Origin of the sequence: Kitasatospora albolonga (assembly GCF_039535905.1) — a bacterium.
GTDB classification, from domain to species: domain Bacteria; phylum Actinomycetota; class Actinomycetes; order Streptomycetales; family Streptomycetaceae; genus Kitasatospora; species Kitasatospora albolonga.
In genome coordinates, this window is record NZ_BAAAYB010000155.1 from 19,838 (window position 1) to 37,041 (window position 17,204).

General features: G+C 71.8%; 12 protein-coding genes and 1 pseudogene. 7 read left to right on the forward strand and 6 right to left on the reverse strand.

All coding sequences use genetic code 11. The features are described 5' to 3' along the window. The first annotated feature begins 20 nt into the window (after positions 1–20). The 3 genes from ABD946_RS40345 to ABD946_RS40355 all read left to right on the forward strand — a co-directional run bounded on the left by ABD946_RS40345 (position 21) and on the right by ABD946_RS40355 (position 1,630). Entirely contained in the window at positions 21–299 is a 279-nt protein-coding gene (locus ABD946_RS40345) for a hypothetical protein (protein ID WP_345290694.1), read from the forward strand. A 21-nt stretch (positions 300–320) separates the two neighbouring features. Beyond that, entirely contained in the window at positions 321–920 is a 600-nt protein-coding gene (locus ABD946_RS40350) for an HhH-GPD-type base excision DNA repair protein (protein WP_345290695.1), read from the forward strand. A 296-nt stretch (positions 921–1,216) separates the two neighbouring features. Further along, a complete protein-coding gene (locus tag ABD946_RS40355) occupies positions 1,217–1,630 on the forward strand; it encodes an SsgA family sporulation/cell division regulator (protein WP_345290696.1) in 414 nt (137 codons plus the stop codon). Positions 1,631–1,977: 347 nt separating this feature from the next. Here the strand turns inward: ABD946_RS40355 and ABD946_RS40360 are convergent, their stop codons facing one another. Then, positions 1,978–2,637, reverse strand: a complete 660-nt coding sequence (locus tag ABD946_RS40360) for a class F sortase (protein ID WP_345290697.1) — start codon at positions 2,635–2,637, stop codon at positions 1,978–1,980. Positions 2,638–2,665: 28 nt separating this feature from the next. After that, entirely contained in the window at positions 2,666–3,286 is a 621-nt protein-coding gene (locus ABD946_RS40365) for a RodZ family helix-turn-helix domain-containing protein (RefSeq protein ID WP_345290698.1), read from the reverse strand. Positions 3,287–3,874: 588 nt separating this feature from the next. Here ABD946_RS40365 and ABD946_RS40370 point away from each other — a divergent pair. Further along, positions 3,875–7,468: a hypothetical protein gene (locus ABD946_RS40370; protein WP_345290699.1), complete on the forward strand. Its 3,594-nt coding sequence runs from the start codon at positions 3,875–3,877 to the stop codon at positions 7,466–7,468. Positions 7,469–7,478: 10 nt separating this feature from the next. Here the strand turns inward: ABD946_RS40370 and ABD946_RS40375 are convergent, their stop codons facing one another. Genes ABD946_RS40375 through ABD946_RS40385 form a run of 3 tightly spaced genes read right to left on the reverse strand, consistent with a single transcriptional unit; the run spans position 7,479 to position 11,597 of the window. After that, entirely contained in the window at positions 7,479–8,600 is a 1,122-nt protein-coding gene (locus tag ABD946_RS40375; RefSeq protein ID WP_345290700.1) for a polyprenyl synthetase family protein, read from the reverse strand. A 49-nt stretch (positions 8,601–8,649) separates the two neighbouring features. Next, positions 8,650–10,005, reverse strand: a complete 1,356-nt coding sequence (locus ABD946_RS40380; RefSeq protein WP_345290701.1) for a protoporphyrinogen/coproporphyrinogen oxidase — start codon at positions 10,003–10,005, stop codon at positions 8,650–8,652. After that, positions 10,002–11,597 carry a hypothetical protein gene (locus ABD946_RS40385; protein ID WP_345290702.1) on the reverse strand — a complete coding sequence of 532 codons (1,596 nt, stop codon included), beginning with the start codon at positions 11,595–11,597 and terminating at the stop codon, positions 10,002–10,004. Before ABD946_RS40385 ends, ABD946_RS40380 begins: the two co-directional genes overlap by 4 nt. Before the next feature lie 612 nt (positions 11,598–12,209). Between ABD946_RS40385 and ABD946_RS40390 the strand changes: the two genes are divergently transcribed. Further along, complete coding sequence (locus ABD946_RS40390) at positions 12,210–12,338, forward strand: hypothetical protein (protein WP_345290703.1); 129 nt, start codon at positions 12,210–12,212, stop codon at positions 12,336–12,338. Positions 12,339–12,525: 187 nt separating this feature from the next. Here ABD946_RS40390 and ABD946_RS43250 read toward each other — a convergent pair. Then, positions 12,526–12,930, reverse strand: a pseudogene (locus tag ABD946_RS43250) (polyprenyl synthetase family protein); the annotation flags it as partial. Between the two features lie 244 nt (positions 12,931–13,174). Between ABD946_RS43250 and ABD946_RS40395 the strand changes: the two are divergent. Both ABD946_RS40395 and ABD946_RS40400 read left to right on the forward strand, forming a co-directional pair. After that, positions 13,175–14,158: a DUF11 domain-containing protein gene (locus ABD946_RS40395; RefSeq protein ID WP_345290704.1), complete on the forward strand. Its 984-nt coding sequence runs from the start codon at positions 13,175–13,177 to the stop codon at positions 14,156–14,158. Positions 14,159–15,647: 1,489 nt separating this feature from the next. Then, a complete protein-coding gene (locus ABD946_RS40400) occupies positions 15,648–17,165 on the forward strand; it encodes an SdrD B-like domain-containing protein (RefSeq protein WP_345290719.1) in 1,518 nt (505 codons plus the stop codon). Positions 17,166–17,204: the final 39 nt, after the last annotated feature.

Sequence of the window (17,204 nt, forward strand, 5' to 3'; positions counted from 1 at the left end):
CACGTGCTGAGGCCCACGCGATGATGCTCGTGCTGTTGCTGTTGCTGCTCTCCCTCGCGACGGTCGAGATCGTCTGGCTCGGGTCGCAGGGACGGCACCGTGGAGCGCGTCAGGTGCTGCGTGACGGCTCGAAGCCGGTGCTGCCCGCCCGCCACCGCCGGGATCGCCACGGTCCCGACGCCGACGGGGAGTTCGGGGGGACCGTCCGGCCGGGGAAGGAGACCGTGCGGGTGGACGCGTGGCGTGTTGCGGGCTCCGGCTCCGTAGGGCTCGGCCACACTGGGCGCCACTACCGGTGATCCGACCCGAGGAGGGTCCGCATGGCCGTTGCCGTCCGCCTGGCACAGCGCCCCGCGGCCGACGAGTTGCTCGGACGCAGCCCGCTCGCCGCGCTGGTGGGCGTCCTGCTGGACGAACGCGTCCCGCTGGACTGGGCCTTCACGGCACCGCTGTTGATCGCTCGGCGGTTGGGGACGGACGGCCTGGACGTCCGGCGGATCGCCGCGTGCGACCCGGGGCGGTTCGCCTCGCTGTGCAGGGCCGACCCGGCGGTCCACAGCCAGCCGGCCGCCATGGCCAGGAAGGTGCAGCACCTCTGCAAGGCCCTGGTCGCGCGCTACGACGGTGAGGTCACCGGGCTCTGGGCCGGCGCCCGGAGCGGGGCCGAGGTCTACGACCGCCTCCTCGCCCTGCCCGGGTTCGGCCCGCAGAAGTCGCGGGTGTTCGTGGCGCTGCTCGGAAAGCGCTACGGGATCAGGCCCGAGGGCTGGCGTGAGGCGGCCGGCGTGTACGGCGAGGACGGCGTCCGCCTCTCGGCCGCCGACGTCACCGGACCGGAGTCCCTGGCAGCGGTCATCGCCGCCAGGTCGGCGATGCGGGACGGCGCGAGGCGGGCGAGGGCGGCGGCCACGGCTCGCTGAGCCGGAGGACGGGGCGAGGTGTCTCCCGGTCGGGCCGGTGTCCCGGACGTGGGCCGACCGGGGTTCACACCTTCGTGTGCATCCCGCCCGGTGGGGCCGACGGCGGGCCGGGGGGCCACGCGTTTCCGTCCGGCCCACGGGCCGGGGTCCGTCGGCGGACGCGTGGTGCGGCCGGATGACGTAACGGCCCGTCAACCACCCGGCGGTTGCCCGGGCGCGAGCGGGCCGATCTGGGGTACAAGTGTCCGGCCCGGCCTCCAGCGGGGCCGCCGTCCGCCCGTCGTGGAAGTGTGCCAGTGCGTCGAGAACCCGTGGTCCAGTCGCTCGCCGCGGCGCTGGTGGCGCCGTACCCGCCCGAAGTCGAGGCCCACCTCGAGTACGTGGCGGCGGACCCGTACGCGGTCCGGCTCGTGCTCGGCACCCGGTGTGCCCTGAACGAACCGCCGGTGACCTGGGTGTTCGCCCGGCAGCTGCTGCTCGACGGGCTGGATACCGTTGCCGGCCTCGGCGACGTGCGAGTGTGGCCGCGGACTCCGGAGCGGACGGCGTTGGAACTCCGGTCGGCGGACTGCTGCGCCGTCGTCGACATCGAGACCGCCGGCATCCGGGCCTTCCTGGGCCGCAGCCTCCGCCGCGTCCCGTCCGGCGCCGAGGGCCGCCTGATCGACTGGCAGGCGGTCGTCGCCGAACTGCTGGGCCGCCGCGCCTGATCCGGGCCGCCGCGGCCGGTGCGGGCACCGTCCGGAGTGCGTGTCGGGGGCGAATGCCGGGACGACCGACGGGTGTCCCTCCGCACCGGTCGTCCCGATGTGCCGCCCTCCGGCCGCCGCCCTGTGCCGTGGGGGCGGTCAGCCGACCGGGCCGGGAGAACCGGCCCGGAGGCACTCGCGCTGCTCAACGATTCCGCGTGGTCGAGGTCACGGCGGAAGGCCGGCCGGACTCCGTTCGGACGCGGTGGGGGCGGCCGTTCGCAGTAATTCCGCGATATTTGCGCCGAATGCCCCCGATCCCTCTTCCGGGTCGAGGGCATTCGGCTGCCGTCCATTTCGGTGCGGGCTCAATGAGCGTCCGTCAGATGGGCGAAAAGAATGACATTGCTGGTGTATTCGTGCTCGGCCCGGTCGAATCGTCCGCCGCAGGTGATGACGCGCAGTTCGGCGGCCTGGGTGGGGCCGTAGACCAGCGCGTTCGGAAAGGACTTCCGGGGGAAGGTGCGGACCTCGTCCACGGTGAACACCGCCGTGCTGCCGTCCAGCCGGGTGACCTCCACCAGCGCTCCCGCCTTCACGGTGGACAGCGCCCAGAAGACCGCCGGGCCGTCGAGCGTGTCCACGTGCCCGGCCACCACTGCGGCGCCCTGGGCACCCGGGGTCGCGGAGTCCCGCAGCCAGCCCGCCGTGCCCGGCATCGAGTACGGCGGCAGCTCCGGACGCCCCTTGTCGTCCGAACCGAGGGCCAGCAGCGGCGCCGCCACCCCGATCGCGGCGATGGTGAGCCGGATCGGCGTGGACGGGGCGAGCGGGGCGTGGCCGCCGCCCGGTGTCGGCCGGCCGTCGCCCGTCGAAGGGGTGGCCTTCCGAGGCGTGGTGGGGCCGGCTTCCGGTCGTGGGGCGCCCGTGCCCGGAGCGGCCGAGGGTCGGTCCGCGGTACGTGCGCCGTCGCGGAGCACGGCGCCGACCAAGGCGGTCAGGAGCAGTGCGCAGGACAGGGCGGCCATGGCCGGCCGGACGCGGCGCGACCGCCCGTCAGGCACCGTTCACGGTGCGGCCCCGCCGCCGCCTGACGAGCCGCACCACGGCCGTCCCGGCCGCCCCGCCGGTCAGCGCGAGCGCCCCGTACCCGGCCAGGCCGGGCTCCGGCCGCCCCCTCCCGTCCTTGAAGCCGCCGCCGGCGGCGGGGGCCGCCGGGTCCGCGACGGTGACGGTGCCGACCGCGACCGGATGGCCTTGGCAGGTGGCGGTGACGGGGTAGGTGCCCGGGGCCGCGCCGACCGGGAGGGTGAGCTGGCCGCCGGTGCCGCCCGGCGGGAGCTGTACGGGGTCGGGGAGCACCGGCGAGGTGACGGTGGTGCCGGGGCAGGCGGTGCCGGTGTTGATCTGTACGGTCCCGCCGGGGCGGGTGACGGGCGGGTCGACGGTCATCGGCGCGGGGGACGCCACGACGGGCGAGGCACCCGGGTCGGCCGGGTCGGCCGGATCACCCGGGTCGGCGGGGTCGCCCGGGTCGTCGGTTCCGACGGGTGCGACCTGGGCCGGGCCGCCCTGCGCCGGGCCGGTGGCCGTGGCACTGGGGCTCGGCTTCGGTGGCCGGGGCTTCGGGGTCTCCCCGCACTGGGCGGGGTGGACCGCGCACCAGCCCGGCGGCATTCCGTCCCTCGGTGCCGCGAATGCCGTACCGCCCGTTCCCAGAAATGCTGCCGTTACCGCTGCACCCGCTAGTCCCATGGCGATCTTCGCCATCACATCGGTTCCTTTCACAGCCGAAGGCCGGGTCTGACCCGAAGTCACACCCGGCTCCGGCGCGAACAATTACGAAAATGGTGACGGAGAACGGCCTGCCGAGAAACTCGGCGCCTCCGGCCGAAGGACGAGTGGCACCCGCCTGGACTTACCGTTCAACCCGCTCGGCGCAGCATTCGCACACATCCCGTCGTGGACGGTCGGCCGACGGAGCGTCGGGAGAGCTGGGAGCGCGGTCGGCTGAGCCGTGCGGGTGGAGTTGCCACGACGCATCAGATCATGATCGGACGAATCGCCTCCGAGGCGCTACCCCTGGTCATGACGTGGTCCGTCATGACCGGGTTGATGCCTTTTCAGGTGCTGTCAGAGAGGATCACGGCGCCGGGCGGGCTGCGCCGCGGTGCGGACCTTCGGGTAGTGATGCCTCGAAAGGGAACCTGCATGCAGAGGTGGAGAGCGGCCACGTGGAGGGCACTGACCCCACGTCGGATCGCGATGGGGACGACGATCGTCGTCCTGTTGAGTTCGACGGCGGCCGGCCTGGCCTACGCCGCGCCGGTCACGATCGGTGCCAACGCCGCGGTCGTCCGGGACGGATCGGGCGAGTTCACCCTCTCCGACGGGCCGGGCCTGGACAGCGATCCGGCCAACGGCATCGTCCGGACCAATGACACGATCTCCTACCAGGTCGAGATCCAGGCCCTGCGCGGGACGGCCGAGCGGCCGCGGTTCACCGTGCAGGCGCCGCCGAACACCAAGTGGACGGTACTCCCGGACAAGTGCACCGGCGCCGGGTCGGGCATCAGTGCCGGCGGACTGCTCACCTGTGTGCTGCCCGACATGACCGCGCAGACCCAGCAGGTCCCGCTGGTCCTCCAGGTGCTGGGCACCGCGAAGAACGGCGACAAGCTCAACATCTCGGTCAACGCGACGGCCGACAACTCCGACAGCGCGACGGGCACCACGGCCCAGTCGCAGGAGACCACGGTCAGCGCGCTGCCGAAGTACAACCTGATCAAGGACGGCAAGTACGCCTACACCGACCGGCCGGCGGTGGGGCCGAACGGCGAGGCGGGCCGGGTCCAGACCATGCCCATCGTGGTGGAGGCCAGGACCGTCGACCCGAGCCGGGGCGACTTCAGCAAGCTCGGGCAGGAGACCCTGGTCTCCCCGATGACCTTCACGGACGACCTCAGCAAGCTGCTGAACGGCGACCCGACCACGGGCGCCCGGCTGTACACCTGGGACGCGGCGAACCCGGCCTGCGGCACCAACGACGCCACCATCAGCAACGCGCCGTACGGCCGCACGGGCATGGGCGACGCCACCAACAGCACGGCGAACAGCGGCACCTACTCCTGTGTCCAGGGCGCGCCGGGCCAGAACGTCCAGGTCACCATCACCGGTGCCAACAGCACCCCGGACAGCTACCCCTCGAAGGGCGCGGGCGGGGCCGACCTGGCCAAGAACTCGGGGGTGATCAGCGCCGGTTTCCTGCGGATCTGGATCCCGCAGACCGAGATCGACGCCACCACGGCGAAGTTCGGCGGCAGCGCCCTGCTGACCGACACCTACACCGACTTCTCGCCGACCTCCACCAGCGGCCAGACCAACTACGGCACGGGCGGCTCCGAGCCGTTGGAGGACAACTCGCAGCAGATCGGTGTCAACGGCACCGGCACCTTCGGCAAGGAGTACGAGTCCTTCAACGGCGGCCCGCCCGGTACCGCGCCGAAGAAGAAGGACAACAACGCGCTGGTGACCCCCGGCACGATGGTCCGCTCGCACATCTTCATCAACAGCCCCGACAACGCGGACAACCCCAACTTCATCGCCTGCGACGTCTTCGGCGACGGCAACCAGCACATCAGCAAGGCCCCGGCGGGCAACGGGCTGAACGCGACCGGGCAGTACGCGGCAGCAGTCCCGGGCACCCCGGCCGTCACCATCGAGTACGCCGCGTACCAGAACACCGTGCCGGCCACCGCGCTCGCCCGGCGGCTCGACCCGACCGGTGCAGGCGCCCAGCTGAGGCAGACCTGCGAGGATGCGGACGGGCCGTGGTTCGACAGCCCGGAGAAGGTCGCGGGCGGTGTGGCCGCGGTGGGCAAGGTGCGGTTCAAGACCTCGCTGGCCGCAGGAGCCGGCCGTGACTTCTACACCTTCCTGACGGTCAACGACAGCGGTCTGAGCAAGGGTCAGATCGTCCGCAACGCGGGCGTGTTCAAGCCGCTGAGCGGCACCTGGACCCGCGACACCCGGTCGGCCTACGCCCCGGCCGTGGGCGGCGTGATCGACCCCAACAAGAACTACGCCAGCGGCAACCTCGCCGATCACCTGATCATCACTCCCGTGCTCGCACGGGTCGACAAGAAGACGGTCGACCCCGGGGCGGACGCCACGAACACCCCCGACCAGCAGCGTCAGGTCCTCAAGGGGCAGACCTTCACCTTCGGTCTGTACCCGTCGCTGAAGTCGAACGCGGCGGTGCCCAACGCGCAGGACGTGACGATCGTCGACACCCTGCCGAAGGGCTTCACCTACGTCGCGGGCAGCGCGTCGGTCGCCGAGCAGTCCGCGGTCAAGAACGCGGACGGCAGCACCACGATCACCTGGGTGCTGCCGGCCCAGCAGGCCAACGCCGTCATGCTGCCGATCACCTACAAGGTCTCGACGGACGCGGACGCGCCCGAGGGGTCGTACCTGAACACGGTGAAGATCTCGGCCCCGGACGACACCAGCGACGAGGCCCTGCGGACCGCCAAGCGCTCGCTGGCCATCGTCGCCGGCACCGGCGTCACGGTGGTCAAGAGCACCGACACCCCGAAGGTCCCCCGGGACACCGACCTGCCGTGGAAGCTGACCTACAGCAACCCGCAGACCCTCGCCCTCCGCGGCGTCGACATCATCGACGAGCTGCCGTGGGTCGGCGACGGGCGGACACCGGCGACCAAGTTCTCCGGGACGCTCGCCTTCAAGTCGCTCACCCCGGTGCCGGACGACCCGCAGGTCACGCTGGAGTTCACGGCGGCGACCCACGGGACGATCAACCCCGACCCGGCCCACGCCACCAACAAGCCCGGCGGCGCCACCAAGTGGTGCACCCGGACCGACTTCGGTCAGGCCGGCTGCCCGGCCAACGACACCGCCGTCACGGCCGTCAAGGTCAGCGACCCGCGGGTGCTCGCCCCGGGCAAGTCGCGTGACCTGGCGCTGGTGCTGACGCCGAAGGGCAACGTCGGCAAGGACATCTACACCAACAACTTCAGCCTCCACGCGCGGGACCTGGTCTTCCCGGTCATCTCCAACGACGTCCCGATCGAGGTCCCGGACGAGCCGACGCCGACTCCGACTCCCACGCCGGAGCCGAGCCCGACGCCGACTCCGACTCCCACGCCGGAGCCGACCCCGACCCCGACTCCGACTCCGGAGCCGAGCCCGACTCCGACTCCGACTCCGGAGCCGAGCCCGACTCCGACTCCGACTCCCACGCCGGAGCCGACCCCGACTCCGACTCCCACTCCGGAGCCGACGCCGACTCCGACTCCGACCCCGACTCCGACCCCGACTCCGACTCCGACCCCGACTCCGGAGCCGACCCCGACGCCGACGCCGAGCCCGTCTCCGAGCCCGAGCCCGAGCCCGTCTCCGAGCCCGAGCCCGAGCCCGTCTCCGAGCCCGAGCCCGAGCCCGAGCCCGTCTCCGAGCCCGAGCCCGAGCCCGTCCCCGAGCCCGAGCCCGTCGCCGAGCCCGAGCCCGTCTCCGAGCCCGAGCCCGTCGCCGAGCCCGAGCCCGTCTCCGAGCCCGAGCCCGTCGCCGAGCCCGAGCCCGTCTCCGAGCCCGAGCCCGAGCCCGAGCCCGAGCCCGTCTCCGAGCCCGAGCCCGTCGCCGAGCCCGAGCCCGTCGCCGTCCCCGTCGGTGACGCCGTCCCCGAGCCCGACGCCGAGCGTGCCGCCGCGTCCGCCGCGTCCGCCGCTCCCCGACACCGGTGTCCCCGCGTTCTGGACGGCGCTGACCGCCATGTCGCTGCTCGCCGGTGGATGGGCGGCCTTCACGGTCAGCCGCAAGCGCAAGAACCAGGAGGGCTAAGCACCTGACCCTAGGGCCGGGGCGGGACCACGAGATCCGTGGTCCCGCCCCGGTCGTCTGCTTTCCGGGGCCTGCAGCATGGTTGATGACGCTTGTTCAGCTGTGGCCCAGGGGCATCCACCACGTTCAGGTCTGGGCTTGGCGCTCGAGCTCCTCGCATCACGCCCCTACTCCCGCTGTACAAAAGGAAGTTGACGGCCCCGGGTGCCATGTCGTTCGCGGCGCGGTCGGCGCCGGTGGCGGCGATGATGCGCCGGGCCGATTCCGCCTGGGCATCCGTCAGGTCGGGGCGGCCGGGCAGCAGGTGGAGTCTGGTGGCCTGCGTTGGCGTGGCCCGTTGCAGGGTGAGGGCGATCAGCACGGTGGCCTTGCCCTCCCTGAGGTCGTCGATGACACGCTTTCCGGTCACCGCAGGGTCGCCGAAGACGCCGAGGAGGTCGTCCCGGAGCTGGAAGGCCTCACCGAGGGGGATCGCGAAGTCCGAGAGGGAGCGCAGGAGGGCGTGGTCGGCTCCGGCGAGGGCGGCGCCGAGTTGGAGTGGCCGCTCGACGGTGTACTTGGCGGTCTTGTAGCGGACGATGGTCATCGCGGTGTCGATGCTGGGGTCGGTACTTCCGCCGTGGGTCAGGTCGAGGTACTGGCCGAGGGTGAGCTCGGTGCGCATCGCGTGCAGCAGCTCCTGTGACCAGAACATGGCCAGGTCTCCGACGAGGATCGTCGCTCCTTCGCCGAACCGGTCGGCGGCCGGTGTGCCGGGCGGGTGCTGGGATGAGTGAAGGGCTTGGACGGTGGGCCGGTTGCGGCGCGTTGCGGAGTGGTCCATCACGTCGTCGTGGATGAGGCAGAAGGCGTGGAAGAGCTCGAGGGACGCAGCGAGGTGGAGTGCGGCCGCGGGGCCGCCCGGAGCGCCCGCGGCGTGCCAGCCGAGCATCGCCAGCAAGGGGCGCAACCGCTTTCCCCCGGCCGTCAGGAAGTCCTGGAGCGGCCGTACCAGGTCGGGCAGCCGCCCGCCTTCGGTGATCGTGCGCGCCTTCTCGGCCAGGAAGGCGGTCAGGGTCTCCTCCACGGCGACGCGCAGAGAGGGGAGGTCGAGCTCGTGGGAGGGCGGGGGGACGGGCATGGGCAGAGCCACGACGGCCTCCGTGCCGGGTGGAGTTGCCGGGTGCCGGACCAGTGGCCGGTCAGGTCTTGTGTCGGCGCAGGGCTTGGTCGAGGCGGTGCGCGGCTCGTTGTCCGCTGAGGAGGCTGGAGTTGGTGTCGGAGACCGCGAAGTAGTCGCCGGCGAGTTGGACGGGCGAGCTCGGGTCGATGGCGCGGGTGAAGTCCCTCAGCCGGTGGAAATCGCCCGGGCGCGGCGCGATCAGGGCCGTGTCCCACCGTTGGACGTGGCACACGGCCTGGTGGCGGCGGATGTGTGCGGCCATGGCGGGGGCCACCGATTCGATGTCGGAGAGTGCCTTCGCAGCGACGACGTCGTCCGCGAGTGTGCGGTGGCGGTGGATCCAGTCGCGCCGGTAGAGCGCGGAGACGATGCCGGCGCCCTCGGGCGCGCGGTTGGGGGCGAGGCGGTGGTTGACCACGATGGCGGCGAGGTCCGGGTTCTCCCTCGTGGGCACCATCACGAACGTCGCCCGTTCCGCAGGCGGCCGTGTCAGCCCGAAGAAGACGCTGACGGCGGGCTCGTGGCGGACCCCGTCCAGGTAGCGCCGCTGCTCTTCGGGCAGATCGGGGTGGATCGCCGGCACCGCGGCAGCCGGGACGGCGAGGACGACACCGGCTACGCTGCGGGTGCGGCGCTCGCCCCCGGAGGTCTCCCAGGCCACCTCCAAGCCCTTGCGAGTACGCGCCACCGCGTGCACCTCGGCGCCCAGGACGACGTCGAGGCGTTCGGCGAGCAGCCGGGGCAGGTCGTCGATCCGGCGGTCCATGTTGAAGGTGTCGCTGCCCAGGGCGGACTGGAGCGGAGGGAAGACGGTGGCGGCGGAGAGCCGGTCGGGGTGGTGGAAGTACCAGGCCGAGACCAGGGGGTCGACGAAGTAGTCGAACAGCTCGCGGTTGAGGTGGCGCCGGCCGTACTCGGTCACCGTGCCCGTGTCGAGCGGGGCCAGTGCGGCGAGGTCGCCGTGGCCGAAGGCGGACCGGACCGAGTGCAGGTCGCGCAGCAGCCGCAGGGCGCTCGGCTTCGCGCGGTGGGGGATCAGGTCGGTGCGCAGGAGGTCCCGGGCAGCCCGGTGGCCGTTGAAGTGGTGGACCTTCCCGCCGCGGATCACGCCGAACAGATCGGAGGTCCTGATGACGTGTGCGGTCAGCCCGGCCGATCGGATGAGGCCGCGCATCGCTGTGTAGTTGTCCGCGAGCCAGCCGGCGCCGACGTCCAAGGCGTACCCGTCACGCTCGATCGTGTGCATGCGACCGCCGACTCGCTCACCGCGCTCCAGGACGGTGACCCGGTGGCCAGCGGATCGGAGCTGGACGGCGGCGGCCACGCCGGCGATGCCCGCGCCCACCACGATTACCTCGGCGTCATCGGACGTCATCGGGTTTCTCCCGTCGGTGAGGGGTGTGTCCGCCGGTGCGGCCGGTCGCCGGCCACGGTCGCGGGTTGGGCGTCGATGAGGCTTCCGACGCCGACGGCGAGGTAGGTGCCGCGCCACCACTGCTCCATCACCAGGGCCGCGACGGCGGTGCCGTAGGCGCGGCTGAAGCCGTTGGTGTGGCCGGAACGGACCACCCAGGCGAGGTGGTCGCAGTAGGTGCGGTCCATGTGCGCCAGGAAGGCCGGGGCTGAGATGCGCCGCTCGCGCAGCAGCCCCGGCACCACGATGCCGTTGTCCACCAGCCCCATCGGCAGGATGCCGCTGTCGACGGCGTCGCAGACGGCGGTGTGCAGGTCGACGGTCCCGGTGAACTCCCGTCCTTCGACCGTGACGCGGTAGGGCAGGGGCCTGCGGGGGACGCGCAGCCGCGTCGGGTTTGCGGGGGTGGTCGGGTACAGGTCGGGGGTGTAGCAGTCGGCGACCTGGCCGGCCCGGGCGAGCCGGCCGCTGTCGATGCGGTCGGCCAGGTGCGCAGCGAGGGCGTAGTAGCGCCAGACGTCCTGGCGGTGGTTCACCAGTTGCCACATGCAGGTGCCTGCGGTGAGCACGCAGCCCGCGTAGCGGTCCGGCCGGATCCGCCCCTCGGGCGTCCACTGGGCGTTGAGCATCCAGACGGTCCGCTCGTGGGCGGCCAGCAGGTCGGGCAGGGCCACCGAACCCCGGGTCAGCGCGAGGACTCCCTGGTTGCACTCGTCGTAGCGCAGGTCCGGGCCGAGGTCGACCCAGTCGTTGACCAGCCGGGTGAGCATCATGTCGTCCCGACCGGCCGGGCCCTGGGCGAAGGAGAGGTAATGCCCGAAGATGCCGCTGTCCGCCGCCGTGTAGTCGCGCCACAGGTCGCGGTCCCGGTGTACCCAGGTCGACAGCCCGTCGGTGGTCACCTCGCTGAGCGCCGCCTCGTGGCGGCGTTTGGCGTCGAAGTACGCCAGTGAGCACATCGTGTGTTCCCGCCGTACCAGCAGCTCAGCAGCCGCGTCCGGCAGGTCCCACAGGGCGAGCACGTCCTGGACGAAGCGCCCGGGAGGTCCCGCGAGCGCGGTGTCGACGTTGTACTCGAGGTAGAAGTTGTAGTCGAGGAGGGCAAGGTAGTCCTGCCGCCAGTCGTCGTACTCGCCGGACAGCAGCCCCATCCACCAACTGCCGGCACCGACCGTCGGGTGGCCGGCGAAACCCCGTAGTCCGAAGTCCTCCATGACCGACTGCCAGGGCCTTGCTGTGCAGTACGCGAACTTCGACTTCGTGCAGCGGCCGCCGTTCGCGCCGCCCTGGGCCCGGGCGAGGATGGCCCCGGCCTCGTCGTCGCCCGTCCGCAACGGCACGCGCGCGAGCGGAGCGGCGGGGTCTCGGGGACCGCCGACGCGCGCGGCCCGGCGGATGTCCATGACGGCGGCCAGGACCGCCTCGGCCCGGGTGAACATCTCGGCGCACTCCCGGGAGGCGCGATCGAACCGCGCACCGTGCCTGCCGGGGTCCTCCGCCAGTGCCCGGAGCGCTCGCTGCGGATCGTAGACCGGGCCGGACCGCTCCGTCACCGGCTGTGCCGGAGTGCGGGCCGTTCGGCTGACCCGTTCGACGTGGTCCGCGAGGAACGACTCCGCCGACCGCCGTCGGGCCCACAATACGTCCAGCTCATCCCGAGGGTGGTCGCGGCGCTCGCGTGCCGCAACGGGGCCCGTCTGCATGCACGGGTCGTGGACCCGCAGGGCCAGCTCCGCCAGGGAGCCAGCCGAGTCGCGTCGGTGTCCAAGGCATACCACAGGTACCACCGTCCTGTCGGGTTACGGGAGTTGCGGGCATAGGCGGCCGCCGCGAGCCTGGCCGGGCCGTAGGAAACGGGCCTCGCCGAAGACCGCCGCAGGACCGCCGCAGAGGAGAAGACGGGCGGGCGGTCGACGGAGGATGAGGGGCACGGTGTGCGAGCACCCAGGGACGCCTGGCGGGGGCCAGCAGGGCGTCCGTTCAGGTCTTCCGTCACCGCCGGGAGCATCGCGTCGGCGTACAGGTGGTCAAGGGTCGCCGGGGCAGGGCCGACGGCTGGACAGAGGTGCATGGCGGCTGCTCGCAGCACGTCTGTCCGGTCCACGTCGGCGACATCAAGAGTGCCCCGCATGGCCACAGCGACGCCCTGACGCACCATCACGACCGTGCACCGGATGGAGGCGGTGGAAGACGTCGGGGCGGAGCTCGGAGACGCCCGCCAGCGACTGCCTATCGCCGCCGACCTGGTGAACTCCTTTGTTGAACAACTAAATTCGTTGATCGTGCACTGGTGAAAGCGATCGGATTGGACACGCTTGGCCGGAAGGGCGGTGTAGTTCTCGGCAGGCGGTGCGCAGGGTGTCGGCGACCAGTTCGGTCCGCAGGCGCTCGGCCCGGCGCGTCAGACGTGCGACACGGCGTCGGCTGCACAGCTCGCCGTCGCGTTGGAGGGCGGCGTGAACACGCCTGCTGGACCGTCGCCAGCAGTGCGGGCTGGGCCCACTCCTCGCGGCGACCGGCGTTGAGGGTTTGGACGGCGGCCGAGAACAGCGGGTCCCCGGCCAGCATGGCCGCCAGCAGGCCCTTGACGGACCAGGGCGCTGGACGGGCGCGGCGCAGTGGGGCATGGTCGGTGACGTCTTCGTGGATCAGGCTGGCGCTGCGGCCGAGTTCGACAGCCACCGCCGCAGGAAGGCCGTTGGCCCGTGAGCGGATCAATGGCTCCACGAGTGCGGCGGCTCGGGAGAGGACCTGCGTGCTGGAGCGGGGCTGGGGTCCATGGGTCAGCCCCTTCCTGCCGGACGGATCGGGTCGGTCACATTTGTGCCACGGCGCGGTCTCCCACCACAAGCGGCGCTCGTCGTGCACCGGAGGAGTGAACTGCACAGGATGCGTCTTGAAGTCGCTACCGGACGTCTTCTGCTCGTATGGGTTCCAATGGGGCGATGGTGAGCACCATTGGAACCCGCTTATGGCGCAAAGCGCCTTCGAATCGCGAACGCGGTCGCCTGGTCAGGGGCGCGCGGGTGGCGCGTCGCGCCGTAGCCGTACTGATCCCATCGGATGAAAGACGACCAGGTCGGACCCGTCGGCGGCAAGTTCCGGTGCTGACGCGGGATCAACTGAGACCATGCGGAGAACCATCCCCCGGGGCCTGGCCCGGACAACGCGGCTGGCGACGGCCCTCAGCATGCTGTGCGGCACGCTGCTGAGCGGCACGATCGTCGCCACACCTGCGCACGCGGCGATCACCTTCAGCAAGACGGTCGACAAGACCGCTCCCGCCCCGGGGGAGCAGGTCACCTACACGCTCTCGTACACCTGCTCCACGAGCGAGTGCGTCAACGGGGAGATCGTCGACGCCCTCCCGCCCGGGATGGAGTTCGTCGGGTGGACCCCGGACGCCTCGACGGTCGACATCGCCGGGTCGACCGTGCCGCCGGCCGGGACGGTGGGGGGCGAGGCCAGGATCAAGCTGGTCAGCCCGCTGGCACCGGGAACGACGGCGACGGTGAAGGTGGTGCTCAAGTACCCCAACTTCACCACGGCCAACGGCCAGAAGGCGACCAACACCGCGACCTTCACGGCCGACGGCGAGCAGCCGCAGAAGGGTGAGGCCACCACCACGGCGGTCGTGCAACCCAAGTACGACGTCAGCAAGGGCGTCCAGTCGAGCAGCCAGGACGGACGGACCGTCACCTACCAGTTCGGGGCCTGCTCCAAGGACGGGGTGCCCAACGTCGACCTGGACACCAGCCGGCTGGTCGACACCCTGCCGCCCGGCGCCGTGGGTGGACCTGGCCCGCTCGCCCGGGTGGACGGAGAAGCCGGCGGGCAGCAACACCTGGGAGTACGACAACGGCGAGTTCCGGGCGGGCAACCACCAGGCGGGCTGCCGCTACCCCGGCGCGCTGGTGGTGCAGTACCCCGAGGCCTCCTTCCCCAACGGCACCACCACCAAGAACACCGTCACCCTCAAGGGCGACCCGCTGGGCCCGGACCCGGAGCAGGACCTCTCCACCGCCGAGGCGACCACGCCCGTCTTCCAGCCGCCGGTCACCGGCGTGGTGGTCGGGGCGTCGAAGGTCTGGGGCGCCACCGTCACCTCCGGTGACCTCAACTCGATGAGCCTGTTCCCGAGCAACAACGCCGGCCCCGTCACCAGCCTGGTGATGACCGACCCGGGCTCGGGGAGCAACCCGGCCGACCTCTTCAACTGGCTGGTGCCGCAGAGCATCCAGCTCAACCCGTGGAACCCGACCTCCATCGTCCTGACGTTGGAGTACAAGCTCAACGGCGACCCCGCCTGGCAGACCTTCAACGGACCGGCCTTCAACGGTGCGGCCGCCCGGCGGGTGACCTTCGCCGACGGTGCCGGTGACCCGGCCAACGACGTGCTGGGCATCCCGACCGGGCGCTGGCTGGACGGTCTGCGGTTCAGCTGGAACGGCCCGATCCCGGCCGGCTGGAGCCCGGGCAACGCCGTCCAGTTCCTCTCCCAGGTGATGTACACCGGCCACAACGGCGCCACCGCGCCCACCCCGCTGCACAACTGCATCGACGTGGTCGGCACCGACGCCTCGGGCGTGAAGGGAACCGCCAACGCCTGCGCCGACACCACCGTGAAGGCGGGCACCAACCTGGGCGCCGCCAAGACCACCGTGGACGGCGGGGTGACGTCGCCCGGTGGCCACGCCACCTTCCAGGTGGTCCCGTTCAACCGGACCGGCCGGGCGCTCGACAAGCCCTTGGTGCTCTTCGACCTGCTGCCTCCGGGCATGGTCTTCACCGAGGGCAGCGTCCGCCCGGACCCGGGCTGGAACCAGAGCAAGGCGCCGGACTCGGTCAGCGTGCTGCCCGGCAAGGACGGCCGACAGCTGATCAAGATGGTCTGGAACCCGCCGGTCCCGGACCAGACCTACCTGCACGAGGACCGCGCCTACCGGGTGCTCTTCGACGCCCAGGTGGCAGGCAGCGCGAAGCCGGGCACGGTGACCAACGAGGTCTTCGTCACGGTTGACGCCCCGTCACCGCCGGTCACCTGCGTCTACTACGGCACCGACAGCTCGGTGCCCGACGCCAAGGACCTGAACGGCAACGGCGACACCACCGAGAAGCTCTGCCGGGCGAGCTCGAACGTGCAGATCGACGTGCCCGCAGTCCTGCGGGCGTACAAGGAGGTCAAGGGCGACAAGGACGCCGACTACGGCTCCTCCGGGACCACCTCGCCCGGCGGCGACATCTCGTACCGGATGACGGTGCGCAACGACTCGCCCGAGCCCGTGACCGAGTTCCTCGCCTACGACCGCCTGCCCACCCCGGGCGACGGCTACGTGCTCAACCCGAACACCGGGCGCGGCTCCTCCTGGACCCCCTCGCTCACCGTGCCGCTGGCGAGCAGCGACCCGACCGTGGTGATCGAGTACACCACCGACCCCAACCCCTGCCGGCCGGCGACCTTGCCGACCACCCCGGCGGACGCGCCCTGCAACTCCGTTGCGAGCTGGACCACTTCGTTCCCCGGTCCGGGTGCGGCCACCTGGTTCCGGATCCGTCGACCGGGGGCCCTCGCCCCCGGTGCGAGCTTCACGCTGACCTGGTCGATGGTGGCCTCGGTGGACGCTCCGGACGCCGGGTTCGCCTGGAACAGCTTCGCCTACACGGCGACCAGCAACGACGGCAAGCCGCTGCTGCCCGCCGAGCCGGCCAAGGTCGGCATCGGCGTGCAGTGGCCGCCGACCCCGCCGAACTCGCTGGGCGACTTCGTCTGGGACGACGCGAACAAGAACGGCCTGCAGGACGCGGGCGAGCCCGGCGTGCCGGGTGTGAAGGTCACCCTGATGGACGGCCAGGGCCGGGTCGTCCGGGACAAGGGCGGCAAGCCCGTCACCACGGTGACCGACGCCGCCGGCAAGTACCTGTTCGCCAAGCTGCCGAACGGCACCTACGGCGTGCAGTTCGACCTGACGACCATCCCGGTCGGCTGGTCGGTGACCACCCGGGCGGCGGGCGACGCGGCGAAGGACTCGGACGCCGACCCGGCGACCGGGCTGACCCAGACCGTCGCCCTCACGGGCGGGACGGACCACATGGACCTCGACATGGGTCTGGTCAAGCCCCCGCAGCCCAACTCGCTGGGCGACTTCGTCTGGGACGACAGCAACCGCAACGGCGTGCAGGACCCGGGTGAGCCCGGGGTGGCCGGTGTGACGGTGTACCTGCTGGACGGTGCCGGCCAGAGTGTCCTGGACGCGAACGGGAAGCCGTTCAGTGCGGTGACGGATGCGAGCGGGAAGTACCTGTTCGCGAAGCTCCCGAACGGGACCTACGGCGTGCGGTTCGACCTGACGACCATCCCGGCCGAGTGGAAGGTCACCCTGCGCGGAGTGGGCGACCCGACGAAGGACTCGACGCGGACCCGACCACCGGCCCTGACCCGCACTGTCCAACTGCCGGGTGGGACTGACCACTTGGACCTGGACATGGGTCTGGTGAAGCCGCTGCCGAACTCCCTCGGCGACTTCGTCTGGGAGGACCTCGACAAGAACGGCCTGCAGGACCCGGGTGAGCCGGGCGTGCCGGGCGTGACCGTGTACCTGGTGGACGAGACCGGGAAGAACATCCTGGACGCGAACGGGAAGCCGATCAGCACGGTGACGGACGCCGGTGGCAAGTACCTGTTCGGGACGCTGAAGGACGGCCGCTACGGCGTGCGGTTCGACCTCTCGACCGTGCCGGCCGGTTGGACCGTGACGATCCCCCGGGCGGGCGACCCGACGAAGGACTCGGACGCCGACCCGAAGACCGGGCTGGCCCCGGCGGTGTCGCTGGCCGGCGGCGCGGAGTTCCTCCAGTTGGACATGGGCCTGATCCGGCCGGTGCCGCCGACTCCCACGCCGGACCCGACTCCCACGCCGGACCCGACCCCGACCCCCTCGCCGTCGCCCACCGTGGACCCGACGCCGTCGCCGACCCGGCCGACGACCCCGACCGCGAGCCCGACGGGGAAGCTGCCGGACACCGGAAGTGACACCCCGTCCGGTCCGCTGGGCGCGCTGGCGGGAGTCCTGGTCCTGCTCGGTGTGCTGCTGACGGTCCGTCGGAGCGGCCGCCACGGCTGACCGTAGGTGATCCGAAGGCGCGAGGCGCCGCCGGAGCTC

What these genes read in the sequence shown, in the direction of transcription:
- ABD946_RS40345 (WP_345290694.1), top strand. Translation starts at nt 21, where the DNA reads ATGATGCTCGTGCTGTTGCTGTTGCTGCTCTCCCTCGCGACGGTCGAG.
- ABD946_RS40350 (WP_345290695.1), top strand. Translation starts at nt 321, where the DNA reads ATGGCCGTTGCCGTCCGCCTGGCACAGCGCCCCGCGGCCGACGAGTTG.
- ABD946_RS40360 (WP_345290697.1), bottom strand. Translation starts at nt 2,637, where the DNA reads ATGGCCGCCCTGTCCTGCGCACTGCTCCTGACCGCCTTGGTCGGCGCC.
- ABD946_RS40365 (WP_345290698.1), bottom strand. Translation starts at nt 3,286, where the DNA reads ATGCCGCCGGGCTGGTGCGCGGTCCACCCCGCCCAGTGCGGGGAGACC.
- ABD946_RS40370 (WP_345290699.1), top strand. Translation starts at nt 3,875, where the DNA reads ATGGGGACGACGATCGTCGTCCTGTTGAGTTCGACGGCGGCCGGCCTG.
- ABD946_RS40380 (WP_345290701.1), bottom strand. Translation starts at nt 10,005, where the DNA reads ATGACGTCCGATGACGCCGAGGTAATCGTGGTGGGCGCGGGCATCGCC.
- ABD946_RS40395 (WP_345290704.1), top strand. Translation starts at nt 13,175, where the DNA reads ATGCGGAGAACCATCCCCCGGGGCCTGGCCCGGACAACGCGGCTGGCG.
- ABD946_RS40400 (WP_345290719.1), top strand. Translation starts at nt 15,648, where the DNA reads ATGGTGGCCTCGGTGGACGCTCCGGACGCCGGGTTCGCCTGGAACAGC.